General features: G+C 66.8%; 18 protein-coding genes. 10 read left to right on the forward strand and 8 right to left on the reverse strand.

Annotated features, from left to right (window positions below):
* Positions 1 to 132 precede the first annotated feature (132 nt).
* Positions 133 to 633, reverse strand: coding sequence for a helix-turn-helix domain-containing protein (locus BDK92_RS40000; RefSeq protein WP_246016686.1), 501 nt, complete (start codon positions 631 to 633; stop codon positions 133 to 135).
* Positions 634 to 1,115: 482 nt separating this feature from the next.
* Between BDK92_RS40000 and BDK92_RS00505 the strand changes: the two genes are divergently transcribed.
* The 7 genes from BDK92_RS00505 to BDK92_RS39525 all read left to right on the forward strand — a co-directional run bounded on the left by BDK92_RS00505 (position 1,116) and on the right by BDK92_RS39525 (position 7,267).
* Entirely contained in the window at positions 1,116 to 1,784 is a 669-nt protein-coding gene (locus BDK92_RS00505; RefSeq protein ID WP_211348980.1) for an alpha/beta fold hydrolase, read from the forward strand.
* 632 nt (positions 1,785 to 2,416) lie between these two features.
* Positions 2,417 to 2,785: a VOC family protein gene (locus tag BDK92_RS00510; RefSeq protein WP_211348982.1), complete on the forward strand. Its 369-nt coding sequence runs from the start codon at positions 2,417 to 2,419 to the stop codon at positions 2,783 to 2,785.
* Between the two features lie 172 nt (positions 2,786 to 2,957).
* A complete protein-coding gene (locus tag BDK92_RS00515; protein WP_121153565.1) occupies positions 2,958 to 3,728 on the forward strand; it encodes a hypothetical protein in 771 nt (256 codons plus the stop codon).
* Positions 3,729 to 3,888: 160 nt separating this feature from the next.
* Positions 3,889 to 4,245, forward strand: coding sequence for a hypothetical protein (locus BDK92_RS00520; RefSeq protein WP_170208439.1), 357 nt, complete (start codon positions 3,889 to 3,891; stop codon positions 4,243 to 4,245).
* Between the two features lie 189 nt (positions 4,246 to 4,434).
* A complete protein-coding gene (locus tag BDK92_RS00525) occupies positions 4,435 to 5,154 on the forward strand; it encodes a VOC family protein (RefSeq protein WP_121153570.1) in 720 nt (239 codons plus the stop codon).
* A 380-nt stretch (positions 5,155 to 5,534) separates the two neighbouring features.
* Positions 5,535 to 6,269: a dienelactone hydrolase family protein gene (locus BDK92_RS00530; RefSeq protein WP_121153572.1), complete on the forward strand. Its 735-nt coding sequence runs from the start codon at positions 5,535 to 5,537 to the stop codon at positions 6,267 to 6,269.
* Between the two features lie 428 nt (positions 6,270 to 6,697).
* Complete coding sequence (locus tag BDK92_RS39525) at positions 6,698 to 7,267, forward strand: hypothetical protein (RefSeq protein ID WP_211348984.1); 570 nt, start codon at positions 6,698 to 6,700, stop codon at positions 7,265 to 7,267.
* Between the two features lie 421 nt (positions 7,268 to 7,688).
* On the opposite strand, the gene BDK92_RS00540 is transcribed toward BDK92_RS39525, so the two are convergent.
* The 5 genes from BDK92_RS00540 to BDK92_RS00560 form a co-directional block, all read right to left on the reverse strand.
* Positions 7,689 to 8,696, reverse strand: a complete 1,008-nt coding sequence (locus BDK92_RS00540; protein WP_121153573.1) for a hypothetical protein — start codon at positions 8,694 to 8,696, stop codon at positions 7,689 to 7,691.
* Positions 8,697 to 9,140: 444 nt separating this feature from the next.
* Complete coding sequence (locus BDK92_RS00545; RefSeq protein WP_211348986.1) at positions 9,141 to 10,085, reverse strand: NAD-dependent epimerase/dehydratase family protein; 945 nt, start codon at positions 10,083 to 10,085, stop codon at positions 9,141 to 9,143.
* Positions 10,086 to 10,279: 194 nt separating this feature from the next.
* Entirely contained in the window at positions 10,280 to 10,975 is a 696-nt protein-coding gene (locus tag BDK92_RS00550) for a TetR/AcrR family transcriptional regulator (protein WP_246016687.1), read from the reverse strand.
* A 572-nt stretch (positions 10,976 to 11,547) separates the two neighbouring features.
* Positions 11,548 to 11,736 (reverse strand): DUF397 domain-containing protein, encoded by a 189-nt coding sequence (locus BDK92_RS00555; protein WP_121153577.1) that lies wholly within the window; start codon positions 11,734 to 11,736, stop codon positions 11,548 to 11,550.
* Positions 11,727 to 12,494, reverse strand: coding sequence for a DUF5753 domain-containing protein (locus tag BDK92_RS00560; RefSeq protein ID WP_121153579.1), 768 nt, complete (start codon positions 12,492 to 12,494; stop codon positions 11,727 to 11,729). Before BDK92_RS00560 ends, BDK92_RS00555 begins: the two co-directional genes overlap by 10 nt.
* Before the next feature lie 192 nt (positions 12,495 to 12,686).
* Between BDK92_RS00560 and BDK92_RS38285 the strand changes: the two genes are divergently transcribed.
* From BDK92_RS38285 to BDK92_RS00570, 3 genes are read left to right on the forward strand one after another with little or no spacing between them, the layout of a single operon-like run.
* The gene (locus tag BDK92_RS38285) at positions 12,687 to 12,893 is read left to right on the forward strand and encodes a hypothetical protein (RefSeq protein ID WP_147456867.1); all 207 of its coding nucleotides are present in this window, start codon (positions 12,687 to 12,689) and stop codon (positions 12,891 to 12,893) included.
* Complete coding sequence (locus BDK92_RS00565; protein WP_121153581.1) at positions 12,883 to 13,155, forward strand: hypothetical protein; 273 nt, start codon at positions 12,883 to 12,885, stop codon at positions 13,153 to 13,155. The genes BDK92_RS38285 and BDK92_RS00565 overlap by 11 nt, the downstream gene beginning before the upstream one ends.
* On the forward strand, positions 13,152 to 13,445 hold the full coding sequence (locus tag BDK92_RS00570) for a hypothetical protein (RefSeq protein ID WP_246016688.1): 294 nt from the start codon (positions 13,152 to 13,154) through the stop codon (positions 13,443 to 13,445). Before BDK92_RS00565 ends, BDK92_RS00570 begins: the two co-directional genes overlap by 4 nt.
* Positions 13,446 to 13,447: 2 nt before the next feature.
* Here the strand turns inward: BDK92_RS00570 and BDK92_RS00575 are convergent, their stop codons facing one another.
* Both BDK92_RS00575 and BDK92_RS00580 read right to left on the reverse strand, forming a co-directional pair.
* Positions 13,448 to 14,374: a lytic polysaccharide monooxygenase auxiliary activity family 9 protein gene (locus BDK92_RS00575; RefSeq protein ID WP_342775793.1), complete on the reverse strand. Its 927-nt coding sequence runs from the start codon at positions 14,372 to 14,374 to the stop codon at positions 13,448 to 13,450.
* Between the two features lie 269 nt (positions 14,375 to 14,643).
* Positions 14,644 to 15,597: a tyrosine-type recombinase/integrase gene (locus tag BDK92_RS00580; protein ID WP_121153583.1), complete on the reverse strand. Its 954-nt coding sequence runs from the start codon at positions 15,595 to 15,597 to the stop codon at positions 14,644 to 14,646.
* Between the last annotated feature and the right edge of the window lie 369 nt (positions 15,598 to 15,966).

Raw genomic sequence — 15,966 nt, forward strand, 5'->3', positions numbered from 1 at the left:
CGGGCACGGAGCGTAACGGTTCTGGCTAAGGGTAGCGCGCCCGGACGGCGGCATGGGTGCGCACATGACCATAGCGTTCGGTGGTGCGGAGGCTCTGTCAGCGCCAGGGGGTAGGCGTCGCCGGGGAGGTCGTTACTGTAGCTGCGCGGGGGTGTGAGCGGCTGTTCGCTGGCTTGCGATGCGATCGGGCCACGCGATGCCGTCAACCGCCAGCCATGGTTGACCGATTGCGGTCGCCGGGGTCGATCCGGTGAACGCCACGACGTCGCGATGTAGGTGGGACTGGTGGGAGTAGCCGCTATCGGCGGCGACTCGGGCTGCGTGTTCACCCGCGACCAGGCGGTGGATGGCGTGGTCGAAGCGGACCAGCTTTGCGGCGCGTTTGGGCGCCGCGCCGATCTGCGAGTGGAACCGGTACCACATACGTTTACGACTCCAGCCGACCTCAGCCGCCAGTCTGTCGACCCGTGCTTGGCCACGACTGACGAGGATTCGCTTCCAGGCCCAGGCCACCTCCGGATCCACGGGTGATCCTGCGGTACGCGACCCAGCCTGCCACTGGTCGGCGAGCAACGCGTCGACCAACGCAAACCGGTCCTCCCACGACGAGGCGTTGCACAGTTGCTCACGCACGTGCGACGCCTGTCGGCCCCACACGTCGTCCAGGGTTACTACGGCACCGTCTAGGTCGCCCGGCGACACGCCTAGAATTGCGCGAGCGATAACGGGGGACAGGCGTACCTGCACGGCCTCGAAATTCTCCCCGCGGGCACCCAGAGCGCGTCGGATCCGAATCCGAGCCCGGCGACGAGACTTCCCCGTTGTTGCCGCCCTGCGGCATCGTCCACGATGAGCGGGCCGGAGCCGAACTCCAGGGCCAGCGTCACCGCCGGGTGTGGGATCACCCGCTGGCCGACTGCGGTCACGCCGCGATCACGAAATCCGGCCATGCTGACACCGGCCACCCGGCTGGGCCGCGCGGGGCGGGTGACCTCCCAAAGGGTCGCATCGCCACGTCCGCGAACGGTAGAACGCATCGTCAGATTTTACGCGGGCCGGTCGACCGGAACATTTGTTCAAGCCAGCGGTGCCGCAGGGCAACGACAGTGGGCTTCATGACGACATCGCCAGCCCCCGGCAACCAGCTCGACGAGGCTGATCCGCGCTCGCCCGACCAGCAGCCGCGTGGGAGTCGCGCCCGTCGGCGACGCCGCATCATCGCCTCGACAACCCTGCTCACGGTCGTCGGATTGCTCCTGGCGAACGCGGCAATGGTGAACTGGCAGACCGCCCCTGCCACCGGAGACTCGACCCTGCATCTCGACGGCGGCGACATCAACGTCAGCCAGGACGGACCCCGCGACGCTCCGGCACTCGTGCTGATCCACGGGCTCGGTGCCTCGACCGAGTGGTGGAGTCCGATAGTTCCGACGCTGGCAACGTCCTATCGTGTCATCCGAATCGACCTGCTCGGACATGGCCGTTCCGCCAAACCGGCCGGCGGCTATGCGATCTCACAGCAAGGACGCCACGTCGGGCAGGCACTGGACCAACTCGGCATCGAACACGCCACAGTGATCGGCCACTCCACCGGCGGCTACGTCGCCACCGCGCTCGCCGAGCACCGCAGCGACCTGGTGACCGCACTTGCGCTCATCAACACCGGACCTCGCCTGGACGCCTTCATCTCGGACGGGCCGGTGGGCAAGCTCGTCTTCGTTCCTGTGCTGGGTCAACTACTGTGGCGACTTCGGACCGATGGAATTCTGCGCCGGGGCTTGTGAGCACCGCGTTCGCGCCAGGCTTCCACGTCCCGCAGCAGCTCGTCGGCGACTCGCGCAGCTTGACCTACCACGCGCTCACGGCAACATCGCGGGCGTCCAACGACTATCTGACCCAGCGACCACTTTCGGATCGGCTCACGAGCCTCGGCAAACCACTGCTGGTCATCTTCGGCGAGCTCGACCAGAGGTGGCGATCCTCATCGGCGGCATTGTACCGCTCCATTACAGGTGCGAAAGTCGAGTTGGTGCCCGGTGTCGGCCACTCACCCATGCTCGAAGATCCTCCGCATACAACCGGACTTCTCCTCAGCTTCATTAGCTCCGTGTCAGGCGGTCAGTGAGATACGCAACGCCATCGATCCACATGCGGCCGTGCGAGGTGCGCGCACATCGACACGTACGTGAGACGGGGATCGGGTCGATGCGGTGCCAGATGCCCACGGTGAGTGATGAGGGCTCCCGCCTCCTGGTGCCCCGTCGGCGGCAGATTCGGATGGCCATTTCTAGGAAGCGACACCCTGCCGGAGTGCTGACGCGGCTGGGTGGGGTCGTCGCATAACCTGCTGCTATGACTGGCGGGCCAGCTCGTTTCGGTGGACGGCATGACGTTGTGTTGGCGGTAGTCCTGGACTGTGCCGATCTGGCTCGCTCGGGGGCGTTCTGGTCTGGCTCGCTCGGGGGCGTTCTGGTGCGGCGCACTCGGGTATGTCGCGGAGCCGCTCTCGCCGGGGCGTTACCGGCGACTGCTACCCACAGACGGAGACGGCGTTGAGCTGCTGTTACAGCGAGTTCCCGAGCCGAAGACGCACAAGAACAGGATGCATATGGACCTGCGCGTACCTGACCTGGAGGCAGAGGTGTCCAGGCTGGTATCTCTGGGTGCGCAGTGCATCACGGACGGCCCGATCGAGGAAGACGGCTGGGCTTGGCATGTGCTCGCCGATCCCGATGGCAACGAGTTCTGTGTGCTACGGCCACCGGCAACGTCCGCCGAACACTGACCGCACCATCGGCCGGGTTCCGACGCAAAACCCCACCCTCAGACAGCACGTCCAGACGTCCTGTGAGACGCAGGCAGCCACGATCCGTAAGCGCGGATCGCGGCAGGAGAGGATGCCTTGCGGCCACCAGTAAACGCATATGTCACCGGAATCGAGGCGATAGGGTGGCGCGGTGTTCTCCATCGGCAAGCGTGACTCGACCCGGGAGCAGTTGCTCGGCTTAGCCGAAGGTGACCCCGCCGTCGTCGGGGCCGCCATCACCGGATCCCACGCCGTCGACGGCGGCGACCGATGGTCGGACATCGACCTGGCGTTCGGTATCGAAGGTTCGCTGGATTCAGCGATACGCCGCTGGACTGAACTGCTCTACCGTGACTTCGCCGCCGTTCATCACTGGGACTTGCCGTCCGGCTCGTCGGTGTATCGGGTGTTCCTGCTTCCCGAGATGCTCGAAGTGGACATTGGGTTCACCCCGGCTGCGGAGTTCGGGCCGCTTGGTCCGAACTGGCGTACCGTCTTCGGGCATCCCGCACAGGCAAAGGAAGATCCGTCCCCCTGTCGGCGGACTCTGGCCGGGTTGGGATGGCACCACGCCCTGCACGCGTGGACATGCATCCAACGACACCGCTGGTGGCAGGCCGAGCAGTGGATCAGCGCCCTACGCGGCCAGGTTCTCGCCTTGGCCTGCTTGCGCCTCGGTCATCCCACCAGCTACGCGAAAGGCGCCCACCTGCTTCCCTCAGAAGTGACCGCACCGCTGAACACCACCCTGGTCCGTGCGCTCGACGAGGCCGAGCTCACCCGCGCTCTCTCCGCAGCTACGGCCGCGCTGATCGCGGAACTCACGCTCGCCGATGCGGCTCTTGCAGCCCGACTCGCCTCCATCCTCAGCGACCTGCGCGTCGATAGCCGTCCACCAGGCTCAACCATTCCGCTCTGCTAACGGCTTCCGCTCATCGACAATTCCGGATGTCATTGTGTCTGGACGCACCACGCTCGACGGCTACCGAAGGTGACGGACGCGCCAGCACCCGCGCTCTGCCTGCGGCAGTTGCGGACGCGCGGCACCCGATAGCCTGGCGACCATGAGGGACGGATGGCGGTTGCAGGATCACCACCGTCTGCTAACCGGAACTGACGCCGCGGAACTCGTCCGTGCACGAGCTGGTGAAGGCCAGTTCGAGACCTGGTTCGAGCATGATCACGGACGGCTATTGGCGGTGGTGACCAACGGGACCCGCGCGCTGATCATGGTGCTTGACGAGCCCGGGGACGCGGGCAAACACGCGATCGACCCGATGGCAACTGACCAGCAGGGCGGGTACGTGCTAAGCAACGGGCAGCACGACACCTACGACAACCGTGACACTGTCCCTCTGGAACAAGCCCTCGTGATCGTCGAACACCTCGTCAATCATGGGCGGCCGCCGACCGGAGTCGACTGGCACGTCGACCGGTAGATCAAACCGCGCGCCTCGCGGCAAATCCGGGCGCCTGATCTTGGCGAGACATATAGCAGGCAGGAAGGCACCGCCGATGGCTCGGCTGGGCGGCGTTGCGTTCTGGGTCATCAGCCGTTCGGATGACCGAAGGCGATGATCGGCTATTTCCATGTGCGACGGACACCCTGCGACGCTTAGGAAGGAGGCATGACCAACGAGGTGACCGTTCCCCTGCTGCCGTGCGCATCCATTGACGACATCGAAACCTTCTACGGGGTTCTCGGTTTCCGCACCACGTACAAGCAGCGCAAGCCTTACGCGTGTGTGGGGGTGCAGCGGGAAGACCTGCATCTACAGTTCTTCGAGATCGCCGGATTTGACCCGGAGCAGTCCTATGGCTCCTGTCTCGTACTCACCACGGACATCGAGGGACTACACCGGGCATTCGCAGCCGGCATGCGCGCCGCGTACGGCAAGGTACTGGTGTCCGGAACACCGCGGATGACCCGGCCTAGGGCGCGGAAGAACGCCGACGGGTTGGGCGGATTCAGCGTCATCGACCCGGGCGGCAACTGGATCCGCGTCTTTCGGAACGCCGCCACCGCGCCCATGCCGGCCACCACGCCTGCCGGGCGGCTGGCCAAGGCCCTAGCGAATGCTGTCGTGCAGGCCGATTCCAGGGGGAGCGTCGGACAGGCCGTTCGGATCCTCGACAGCGCGTTGGCCCGCCCGCAAGCCGACGACGACCCGGTCGAGCAGGTAGAGGTCCTGGTCTACCGCGCCGAACTCGCGATGGTGCTGCACGATCCAAAGACTGCGGCCGAGATGCTGGCCCGCGCCCAGTCCGTCACGCTCACGGAAGACGAATCCGAAAGGGCGGCACCCGCGTTCGACAACGCCGCCGAACTCGCAGCAGCACTGCGGTGACTCACCATACGAACGCCTCCCTCATCTCGACAGTTCAGGACGCTACGCGACGTAGCAACCCGTCACGGAGCGTGGCCGCTTCAAACGGCGAGCATGCCCGGTCGGCGGCTACTTGTTCACTGGACCTACGACCGCAGCCCGGCCAGGCTTGGTCGATGTGACCGGCGGCCGGGTCCGACCTCATTCGATCGGCTAAGTTATGCAGCCATGACTACCGGGACGGCATCGCGCCACGCACGGATTGGTGACCCGGTGCCCTTCTGAGCGCCGTACGGGCCGGTGTATGCCCGCTTATGGATCGAGAATCCCGCACTTCTGCGCGGGCTCCACCTCCGTCGTGTTGACCAAGGCTCGAGACCTCAACGACGACAGGAGAAGTCATGCCCACCAAGACGCTGCACATCCCCACCGCGGACGGCCAAGCCGACGCATTCGCCGCTCTCCCCAACGCTGGCGGGCGACGCCCGGGAGTGCTGATGTACCCGGACGGCTTCGGCATCCGGCCAGTGCTGCGGCAGATGGCCTGTGAACTGGCCGAGCACGGATACTACGTGCTCGTCCCCAACGTCTTCTATCGGCACGGCCCAGCACCCGTGATCGAGCTTCCCGAGCACATCGGAGAGGAAGCCCGGCCCGCGATTTTCGCCCAACTCATGCCCATGATCAAGGCGCACACCGCCGCACGGACCCTGAGCGACGCCGACGCCTATCTCAGGTTCCTCGCCACCCAACCCGAGGTCAGTACGGGACCGGTCGCGGTGACCGGCTATTGCATAGGCGGCCTCATGGCGGTACGCACCGCTGCGGCCCACCCCGACCAGGTGGTTGCTGTTGCCGGATTCCACGCCCCCGTAGGCGCCGACGGGCCGGACGTCCTCTCCAAGCTCACCGCCCAGCTCCACTTCGGTCACGCCGAGGGCGACATAACCCCTGGGGCCCTCAAGGAGCTCAACGAGACCCTGAGTGCTACGGGCGTCAGCTACACCTCCGAGATCTATCCCGGCACCATCCATGGCTTCACCATGTCCGACACCGACGCATTCAACCCGGCCGCGCTGCAACGCCACTGGGACCGCCTGTTGTCCCTGCTCGGCAACACCCTGACCACCGGCTGATCGTTCGAGTTGTTCTGGGGTCAGGCTGCCCGAGCGGCGGGCTGGCCCCAGAACCGTGAGCGCACTACTTTATGCTGAAAGCTGTAGAGGCCCTCTACGCCGAGCTCAAGGCTGAGCCGTACGCGATGGTTCGGTGCGTGTCGCCGCCGAACTCATCGCGACACTGTCGAAAGCAAGTCCGGGTGACTCAACGGACGACACGCGCCTATTGGCAGCCGCCCTCTGGCCGACCATCGACAACACTCGAGCGCGGTGTGGTCCGCGTTCGGGGTGCCGGAGGTAACCACCCGGTCGGCGGCAGATCCGTGCACCGCGAGCAGCAGCTCCGATGCAGTCCCGGACAAGTCGCAAGCGGATTCCGTCCACTATCATCTTCGCGCCGCTGGCTGCTGGCTGCTGGGGCGCGGCACTTCCACCAGGAGGAAAAGATGGCGACGGACGTCTGGAGCGTTCTGGCCGAAACGCAGCGGCTCCCGTGGTCGTTCACACCTTTCGAGCGCGTCGGCCCGTTGGAGTTCGGCATGACACACGCCCAAGTTCAGGCCGCGACACGTGGCGCCCTCTGCGTTGCCGTCTCTGAGGGCACCTCGGGAAATGAGGGGTGGGCGGAATTCTGGCTTGAGCAACGCACTGACGCGAGGTTCTCCGGTCCGGCGGTCACCACCTATTACGACGAGTCGGTCGGCCTAGCGGGCGTCGCGGTTAACGCGCTGCGTGGTCCTCAGGTGGCGCTGGAGGGGATGCGCCTGGTCGGGCAGACGCCCTCACGTCTGGAGGATGAGATCGCTGATTACCTAGCGGCGCACAGCAGGGAGCTGCGGTACTCGCAGTGCGCTGATCCTTGCTCGCCAGAACTCGGGTTGGTGCTGCGGGCGCAGCGAGCTGGCGACGCTGTGCTGACCCGCCCAGTAATGGTGGCAAAGGCATGGGCTGATCGTTGCTGGGACACCAGCGAAGGCCACATTCCGACACGGGAGTGGAAGACCTTCGAGTGGTGACCCAGGGCCCGACCGCTCACCGGTAGGCATCTTCGTCAGCCAGTTTGGCTACCGTCGCTGTTGTCAGCCCACGGAGAGCACCAAGATCGGGTACGCGCTTTTCGGCACGTGCGTACGCCGGGATCGGGTCGATGCGGTGCCAGATGCTTCGACTCGACGCCAGTCATCGGTGCTGCGCCGTCGCCCTGCACCCCGTAATGGCGTCCCAGCCACCCGACGGTCCCCATCAGCAGCGGAAAGCCGAGATAGTCGTACGGCGACAGGTCCGAATACTCCACGTCACGATCATCCAGCGTGCTGCAACCAGGACCGCCCTCCGGGCCGGCCCGAGCATGTCGAAGCGCCGAGGCCGACGGGTACCGAGGGTGACGGGGGCGCCAGCACCAGCGCGAACGACCGGCGGCATGAGCGTGCATTTCAGTTACTGCATGATGGTGATCGGTGGGTGCTCCTGCGAGGCGGTGCATCGGTAGACCTGGAGTGTGTAGCCACGGCCGATTTCCACCTGGGTCGGGGTGTGGTCGACCGACTCGTCCTCCTCAGTGATGGGACGCCAGCTGCGGCTGTCGCCGTCCCATTCGTCGCTGGGAATGGTGAGAAGGGGTTCCAGCGACGCACCGCAGCACTGAAGCTCATCAGGGCCCGCCGGGCTCCGAAAGGTAAAGAAGGCGGACCAGCCACCGACCTTCCAGCCAGGAGCGATTGACAGATCGCCCCTGTAACCCGGTTGCTTCTCGTCCGGTGACTGGAGGAGCTCCCTTTCTCGGGAGATGATGCGTTCCGCGAGCTTGTCATCCAGCTCGTGATAAGCCGGGTACTCGATGATCTGCTCTGGATACAGAACGCAAGGTTCCGGCACGTAATAGCCTTGGCCGACGAAGGTCGGCTCGGGTGGGTGCATCAGCAGGTTCCGCACGCTTGCGGACCGCCGCCACCGTAGGTGTACCGCAGACCGCGCATCCATGATTTCGTCGAACGGGCACCACAACACCTGAAGCACGTCCGCGCCATCGGGACAGGGCAGATCAGGGACGTCCCGGGCATAGAGCTGCGCCAGCGGGATGAGCGGCAGCGGCTCCACCGGCAGCAGCGCCGGGTCGTAACCGGCATCTATCTGGTCTACGACCGCCTTTTCATCTGGATTGAGTAGATTCGTTCCCGGCGGCGTGGGCCGTTGCCACGCCGCGGCGAGGATGCGTCGACGCGTGCGGACGTCCTCCAGCGTCGTCAACGCGTACGGCTCATGCTCGGCGCTGCATGTCGGCCATGCCTCGCCTACTGGCCACAGCAAAGGCCCACCCACCGAGCTGTCATGCACGGTCGGGTCTCCTGGGCGGGGATGAAGGCGGGTGGCGGTCCTGGCCATCTCTGCCAGTTCCGGAAACAACGAGACCACATCCAACGGACGCGGTGGGGTCGTGCGCGTCATGATTCCTCCTGATCGCCAGCCTGTATCCAACCAGGCCGCACTGACAGGAGAGGAGCCGTCATAGAGCCCGCTGGTCATCCGGTCAGATCTTTTGTGACTGCCGCTTAGCGCGACGAGACGTTCCACCCTCCGTAAGTGCGATGCCCCGGTTCCCGTTACCGGCCGCTACACCCCAAGGCATCAGGTGCCATCACCCCTCAGGCGTGGACAAGGCATCCGCTCGTCGGCAGTTCAGGATGCCGGCACTACGGGACGCCGAACACCGAGCGTGGCGCCTCGTCGTTTGTCTGCGCGCACGGACGGCGACAGATCCGAATGTGTGCCGGATCGGCGATGATCATTCCGTAGTGCTACCCGGCGGTGGCTCGTTCCGCGCCGCGTGCGGAAATCTCGTTGATGGCGGTGTTGCCAGCCGCTCCATGATCAAGACTTTTCTCGGCAGGGTCAGCGTGGGAGGGCGAGCAGACTCTCGGCAGTCTCGGCGATGGTGTCCGCGATCGGGCGCGTCTTCCAGCCGAGCAGGCGCTCAGCCTTGGCCGAGGTGGCGTCGAGGTTGCGGCCCAGCAGCATGCGCAGGTTGCGCATCTCCGGGTTGACCTTGGCCAGCCCGTGCGCGACCCACACCGGCATCTCCTTGGTCGGCACCTTCGCCGCTCGCTCGCCGAGCCGCTCGCGCAGGATCGCGGCGACCTCACGCATCCACAGGCTGTGGCCGGCGGTGGCGATGAACCGCTCGCCCGCGGCGGCGTCCTCGGTCAGTGCGAGCAGTTGCAGCGACGCCACGTCCCGGACGTCCACATAACCGCAGGCGAAGGGCAACAGGGTCGGCATCGAGCCGTCGAGCATGCGGGCGATCGCGCCCAGCGACGGCGAATAGTCCGAACTGAGGACCGGGCCGAGCACGGCGGTCGGGTTGACCACGGCCAGTTCGAGGCCGCCGCCCTCTTCGTTCACGAAATTCCAGGCCGCGCGCTCAGCGAGGGTCTTGGACTTCTGGTAGGGCTGGATACCGTCCGCGTCGATGTTCGTCCAGTCCTGCTCGGTGAATGGGGTGTCGCGCTGCTCGTGACCATAGGCGATCGCGCCGATCGCGGAGGTCAGGACCACTCGCCGGACGCCGCCGTCACGGGCCGCGCGCAGCACCCGCAGTGTGCCGTCGATCGCGGGGCGGACCATCTCGTCGTCATTCTTCGGTGTCTGGGTCAGCGTGGGCGACGCGACGTGCAAAATCCCGTCGCAGCCGGCCGCCGCGTCCGTCCAGCCCTCGTCGTTCTGCAGGTCGGCGCGTACGACGCGCAGGTTGTCACCGGGGTCCACTCCGCCGCGCCGCAGCATCTCGCGCACCTGCGGCTCGCGGCTCAGATCGCGCACCGTGGTGCGTACCGGCATAACCGGCGTTCAGCAGTGCCAGCGTGCACCAACTGCCGATGTAGCCCGAACCGCCAGTAACCAAAATCTCCGACATTTCGCCCCCAGGGTGTCCGTTTCGCCTAGCTGAAACGGTACCGGAGACCTCTCCACATCGTCAACCAGAACCGGAGATGTCTCCAGTAATCTCCCTCTCTGAGTCGGGGCCTGGCGTATCAGCGGTGGCGGCCGGCGTCGAGGCCGTCGAGGATCAGCGCGAGCATGGGCTGCGTACGGTCTTCGGCGGCCCTCCAGAGGGCGCCGGTAAGTTGCAAAAAGTCACCGGGCTCGGCGTCGGCGCGGATGCTGCCGTCCGCCTTACCCGCATCGAACAGCAGGGTGATCGCGGCGATCACCGGACCGTAGGTCTGCTCGGTGACCGCCTTCTGGATGCCCGGGGTGAGAGCGGAGCCCAGGGCGTGCTTCTTGCGCATCGCGTCGACCAGTACGCTCGTCCAGCTCCGCAGCGCCTCCAGCGGCGTCTGCGTGGTCAGTGACTCGGACACCGAGCCGACGAGCTGCTCGACCTCCTCCTGGTAGATGTCCAGGATGAGCGCCTCGCGCGACGGATAGTTGCGATAGAGCGTGCCCGGACCGACGCCGGCCCGCTGTGCGATCTGATTCATCGATGCGTCGCCGTCCTCGGCGAACGCCTCATGGGCGGCGGCCAGAATGCGGTTGCGGTTCCTGCGAGCGTCTGACCGAACCATGCTTCTCCCTGCGACGTTAGTGGAGACCTCTCCACAACGATAGAGGAGCGGCGAGAGGCACATCAACCAACGATCGCCTGGAGCAAACCTTGGACGAACCTCTGTCAGCCACTGTTCGACGACCGGCACCCGCCAGTCCATCTCTGGAACCAGCAGCATCATCCGGCTCCTCGGGGATCCGCCCCGCGAGGACCTGCCCCACCGCACCCCTCGACGAGACGGCGGCCGGCGGCGACACGCCGTTGCGGCAGGGCGAACGAGGTCCGGCGCCGACCAGCCCCCAGGCGACCAGTTCCCCAACTGCAGTTAGACGTAATCGCCGCGCTTGGCGTGATGCCACGCCGCGGTGGACATGTCCGACACAAGGCCCTGGCCACGAGCACGGGGGCAAACCGCAGGAAATCCAAGCCATTGTCGGCGAGCACGCATGTTATCAATAGCCGCTGCCCGAACCGAGATGAACGACCCTCGTCCGCCGGCTGCGCGCCGTTGAAGAGCTCGGCAAGGGGTACGCCGTGCTGCTCCTACACCCAGACAAGCCTTGCGGCCGCGACCTCGATCCTGCTCGTCTCGAAGTGTTCCCTGGGCAGGGCGTGCAAGCCCCACATGTCGATTGACCAGTGTTTACACGCCGTACCTGGACGCCTTCGGTGGACGGCAGGGGCGTTCGGCGTACCTGGGCGGCTTGGCAACGCCCCCGTGCCGTGCCGACGCGGGGGCGTGTGCGCGATCAGTTATGACTGCTTGGCGAAGCTGACGAACGCCCGCCACGCGTCGGGGGCGATGGTGAGGGTCCCCCCGTCGCGATCCTTGGTGTCACGGACCAGTACACGCCCGGGAAGGTTGTCTGCCACTTCCACGCACGCCCCGCCGTTGTTGCCGCTCTTCGTGCTCTTGCGCCACCGCGCGCCGGTCAGGTCCATGAAGTTGCCGCTTCCCTGAGCAGGTCTAGGGACTGCGACCGTGAGAGGGCTTCCCCACGGATGCGTTCCCACCGTCGCTCAAGCGTAGCAACGTGCTCCGGTTGGGTCAGGATCTGTGCCTCTGCCTGGCTATCAGCATGTGCGGCCCTCCCGCCGTCGGGCAACTCGGCGAGGATGAACGGCCCGCCGTGGCCCGGGTACATGCCAACTGACATCGGTACGACGTGCACCGACACCGTCGGAAGTTCGGCGGATTCCGCCAGACGTGCGCACTGCTCACGCATCAGGGCGCGGTTGTTATGCGGCGCCCGACGCAGGACCAGCTCGTCTATGACCGCTATGAACAAAGGCGCCTGCTCACGGCGGAGGACCGTCTGCCGCTGGATTCGCGCCGAGACAAGCTGGTCGACGATGGTCGTGGTCAGCGTCTCCCCCGCCAGCGTTGCCCGCGCATACGCCTCGGTCTGGAGAAGGCCCGGCACCCATGCCAGCTCGAACCAGCGCAGCGACACGGCCTCGCGCTCGATGTCCGCCCACCGTCGGAACCACGCGGGCTCCTTCCGCTTAAGGACGTCCGGCCAAAGGTCACCGACGTCCTTCTTCAAAATCTCCGCGATCTTCACTCGCCGTCTGGGCTGCGGTATTCGTCCGGGCGTAACCCAGCGCCCCGCTGTCTTCGGGTCGACACCTAGCTGAGCTGCGAGAGAGTCGGCGGTTTCGCCCGCCTCAGCCATTGCGGCGACGAGTGCATGGTTCATACATGCCTCCCATATGGACGTCCATGATGTTCGCAGACCATACATCAACGGAGTGTGCATGTCTCGCCACAGGAGGCAAGGTGGCTCATTAAGCGGCGTGGCTGGTGGGGGTTCGAGCCCGGCGGTCGCGTTGCGGGGCGCCCCAAGCAACGGGCGCGGGGCGCCCCTCCCAACCCGCAAGGAGGTGGCGCGTTGTTCACGTTCCGGCGATGGTGGTCCGGGTGGCCATGGGTCCTCGGGTCCGCACTCCCGATCCCGCCCGAGCCGCCACCACCACCGGCCCGCCCCGCCTGGGCCGACGAGCGTACGGCGAACCTGCGCCAGGTCCCGCTGCTCACCCTCGGGCAGCAGGTCGGGTATCGGGTGGCCCGGCGCAACGGGGGCCGTCATGTCCGGTAGGCCGCTGGGCAACGTCGGTGACATCGTCAACGCCGAGGGCGAGGACTACTACCGGGGCACCGGAGCGGACCGCCGACCCGGCGTCGGAGACCTCCACCTACGCATCACCCAGGCACCGCTGAACACGACCCAGGAGTGGATCGTCGTACGCGGCATCGAAAAGCCACTGGGCAAGCCCGAACGCCCCGAGGCCGACTACGTCATCCGCCGCCGCGTGCTCCTGGACATCGAACGCCCCGCACCGAAGGGACCGACCTGGTGATCGAGCCGAAGCCGGTCGCCAGCCGGCAACTCCACCTACCGTTGCGCCCGGTCTGGTGCTGCCGGATCTGCGCCCAACCATGGCCGTGTGCCGACGCCCGACTCGACCTGACGGTGGGCTTCCGGCACCAACGGATCGCGTTGATGCTCTACCTCGGCACCCAGTTCGTCGACGCCATCTCCGACCTGCACGTCTACGACTCCGCCCTCGGACCACCACCCGACGTACGCGCCATCTTCGACCGCATCATGTGCTGGATGCCGCCCGAGCGTCCCCCGGCGGAAACCTGACCTTAGTGCGTCGTCGAGCCGAGGCGGCGCCGATCACGGGTCCTCCTGGCGCGCAGCCAGAGCCCCACGGGCAGGCCGAGCGCCGCGACCAGCAGCGCCGCAACCAGCATGGGCAGCAGGGCACCGCCGCTCCCGCTGGTCGCGGCGACGGTGGACCTGCCGAGGACGTCCGCTGTCCCGTCCGGCGATCCGATTCCGGTCACGGGCTCGGAAGACCCGCCGCTGGGCTGCGTACCGCCGGGAGGGGTGGTCGCGGGTCGGCTGGTGGCGGCGCGGGCCCCGGCCGCCGGGGCGGATTCGAGGATCACGTCCGAGCAGGAGTAGTAGGTGTCCGGCGTACTCGAGTTCTGCCAGATCGCGTAGACGAGGTGCCGCCCCGACAGTCCTGCCGGAAGCTTGCCGCGCATCCGGTACGAGCCGTCGACCACCGGCGGGTCGGTGGCGGTCAGGAACGGCCGCTCCGAGAGGTCAGACCAGCTCAGGGGTTGGCTCGGGTCGTAGCCCGCGCGGGTGACGTACCAGCGGAACGTGCCCTTGTGCGGGATCGTCGTGCGGTAGGTGAAGGTGAGTTCGACACCCGTCCTGAGCGTGGTCGCCGGCCAGTCGGCGCGAGCCAGGTCCAGGCCCCGGAACTTGGCCATGCCGCCACTGCAAAGCTTCCCGTCGGGGACCTTCTCCCGGTCCCGGCCGGCCACGTCGGACAGCCGGACGTTGTCCCACTGCTCGGTCGCCGTACCGGCGGCCTTGGCTGCCGTACAGGCCGCGGACCGGTTGGTCTGACGTCCTTCCGGACCACACGCGACAGCCCGGCTCACCGGACTCCCCGGTGCACCGTGAGCAAGCGCCGGACCCACGACAAGGCCGGTGAGCAGCAGCGCAGTGGCCGTCAAGGCGGCGGCCACCACGAGCCTGCGACGTACGGTCATCATCTGGCTGACCTCCCGCCCAGGGTACGGAGATCAGCGTCAAAAGGTTCAGCCCGTCGTTGCGACAGTCGAACGTGACCGGGGCGACCCCCGGTAGCCGTCCTAGGACAATAGGCTGAAATGACCAGCTCTTTGGGCCGCCCGTAGTTTCCAGACCAAAAACAACGGTAAGCAGTTGATCTAGGGCACCACCTGGGACGACTTCCTCATGGCGGCCGGTTTGCCGGACGCCGGGCGCCGTTTTCCGTAATCCCGGTACGTGGGATGCAAGGTCAGCGGCGGTGCCGCCGGTGGTGGTGGTGCTCGTCGTTCTCGGCGGTGATGCGGGCGGAGGTTTCCTCGCCGAGCCGGACGTAGATGCCGAGGGTGGCCAGGTGCCGGTGGCGGGACTTGGCCTGGAGTTCGGCGGCGCTGCGGCCTTTGGCCGCGAGGTGGGTCAGCCCGGAGTGACGTAGCTGGTGGAGGGTGTAGCCGGCGCCGTGCGGGTCGTGGAGCTTGGACGCCTGCTTGAACAGGTACTCGGCGCGCGGGTAGGACAGTCGCCCCCGGCCGGTCTCGGGACAGATGTCGCTCAGGGCCGGGGCGCGGCGTCCGGCTGACGCGGCGCGTCGGTCGGCGAGGAAGACCGGCCCGGTGGTGCGGCCGGCCAGCAGCCGGGGCAGCAGGCGGGCGGTTGGGGTTTCCCAGTGCACGTAGGCGCGGTCGCCGCCCTTCTCGACGGCCAGGGCGCGGCGGAACTCCATGTCGAGGTCGGGCACGTCGAGGCCGAGGATCTCCTCGGCGCGGGCGCAGGTCTCGTAGAGCATCCGCCAGAGCACCCGTTCGCGCAGCGGGTTGCGGTCGTCGGTGAACAGCCGATCGAGGCGGGCGCGGGGGATGGCCTTGTCCCGGGTCCGGGTGACCTTGCGGCGTTCCAGGCGGCGGCCGGGGTCGGTGGCCAGCCAGTCCTGGCGGCCGCAGTAGGCGGTGAACGAGGTCAGCGCGGACAGGTGCTTGTTCCAGGTGTTCGCGGCGCCGGGGTCCCAGCGGGCCATTGTCTGCTCGTAGATCTCCGGGGTTAGCGCCGCGACCGGGAGTGAGTCGCCGGCGGTCTCGCGCAGCCGGCGCAGGGTCTCGGTGTAGGTGGCGCGGGTGCCGGGGTCGTCGCGGAACCGGTCGAGGAACGCGTCGACGGCGACCACGAGCGCGATCGGGCGGTGGGTGGTCGGCAGCGGGATCACGGACACCTCGGCGGCCCTTCCGGTGATGTGACACAGAATGTGGCCGAGTCGCCCCGGCTGCGGTGACGGCGTCCCGCAGGTGGCGGTGGGTGGATCATCGGCTCTGTGACAGAGAATATGCGATTCTGTGTCACACGAAAGCAAGTGACATCCCTTACATGTGTGTCCCGTACGGGCTGGGCTGGCACAGTCCGGGTTGAGTCGGCACCGGGCTGGCACCGTTCGGAGGGATTGGCACCTCCGGTGTCCGATCCGCCACATCGCTGTTGGCATTGCACGGCCAGCCCTTGCTTGAGACCCGTCCTACGGGGCCGGGCCTTCGCCTTGTCTTCTGTGGATCGCCTCAGGGTGGCTCAGCCGGGGCACAGGTTTGGG

Origin of the sequence: Micromonospora pisi (genome assembly GCF_003633685.1) — a bacterium.
Classification (GTDB): domain Bacteria; phylum Actinomycetota; class Actinomycetes; order Mycobacteriales; family Micromonosporaceae; genus Micromonospora_G; species Micromonospora_G pisi.